The organism is Scleromatobacter humisilvae, assembly GCF_023231945.1.
Taxonomy (GTDB): domain Bacteria; phylum Pseudomonadota; class Gammaproteobacteria; order Burkholderiales; family Burkholderiaceae_C; genus Scleromatobacter; species Scleromatobacter humisilvae.
This window is the reverse complement of the sequence record NZ_JAJLJH010000025.1, coordinates 1-1,043: the sequence shown is the minus strand read 5'-3', so window position 1 is coordinate 1,043 and position 1,043 is coordinate 1. Positions and strand designations below refer to the sequence as shown.

1 protein-coding gene is annotated in these 1,043 nt (G+C 62.9%); it reads right to left on the bottom strand.

Translation table 11 applies throughout. From position 1 onward, the window contains the following. A partial coding sequence (locus LPC04_RS29015; protein ID WP_275685822.1) for an IS481 family transposase occupies nucleotides 1-946 on the bottom strand: 946 nt, incomplete at its 3' end. Nucleotides 947-1,043 lie beyond the last annotated feature (97 nt).

The following is a 1,043-nucleotide window of genomic DNA, read 5'->3' as shown; positions in this document are numbered from 1 at the left end:
TGTGAACCGTCAACAGGTGGTCCCTCAAAGTGCTGAGCCTGGAGATGGGCGGCACGCCGCCGATGCCGCTATGAGGACGATGGCAGTTGTAGTGGTGCTGCCAGCTGGCGAGGGCCTTGGCACGCTGCGCTGAGTTCTGATACGTCCAGCCGTAGGCCCACTCGCGCAAGGCCGACTGGATGAAGCGCTCGGCCTTGCCATTGGTCTGCGGTCGGTAAGGTCGAGTGAACTTGTGCGTGATGCCGAGCTCGGCGCAGGCCTCGCAAAACGGATGCGAGCGGAACGCGGAGCCGTTGTCGGTCAATAGCCGCTTCACCTTGACGCCCAGCCTGGCGTAGTAAGCGACGGCGCTCCTGAGGAACGCCACTGCCTGCTCTCGCTTCTCGTCTGGATGGATGGCCGTGAAGGCAAGTCGAGCGTGGTCGTCGATGGCGATGAACAGCGTCTCCCAGCCGGCGCCATCGACGCTGTCCTTGCGGTTGCCGGTCACTCGATGGCTCGGGCGAACGATCTTGCCAAGCTTCTTAGTGTCGATGTGCAGCAGATCGCCTGGCGCTTCATGCTCGTAGCGCACGACGGGCTCCGCCGGCTCCAGATCCTTGAGCTTGGACAGCCCAGCTCGCTTCAGGACACGGCTGACCGTGGACTCCGAGACGCCGACGCTGACCGCGATGCGAGCCTGCGTCATGCGACGTCGTCGAAGCTCGACGATGAGCAGTGCCTTGGCCTCATCGATTGCCTTCGGCGAGCGCATTGGCCTTGACGAAGCATCGGCCAAGGCCGCCTCGCCACCTGCCAGGAAGCGGCCCAGCCACTTCCTGACCGTCTGCAGTGTCACGCCGTAGTCGAGGGCGGCCTGCGTGGTGCCGGCACCACCCTTGGTCAGTTCTTCGACCAGTTCCAGACGGCGGGCGTACGTCAATCGGGCATGCTTATGGCTGTTCATCCGGGCTCCGGTTCTTGGCAGATTGGGTGTTTGGCGACTTCCAGTCTCTCAAACCCAACCCGGATGAACACCGGATACAACCTATTGAAGCATCACA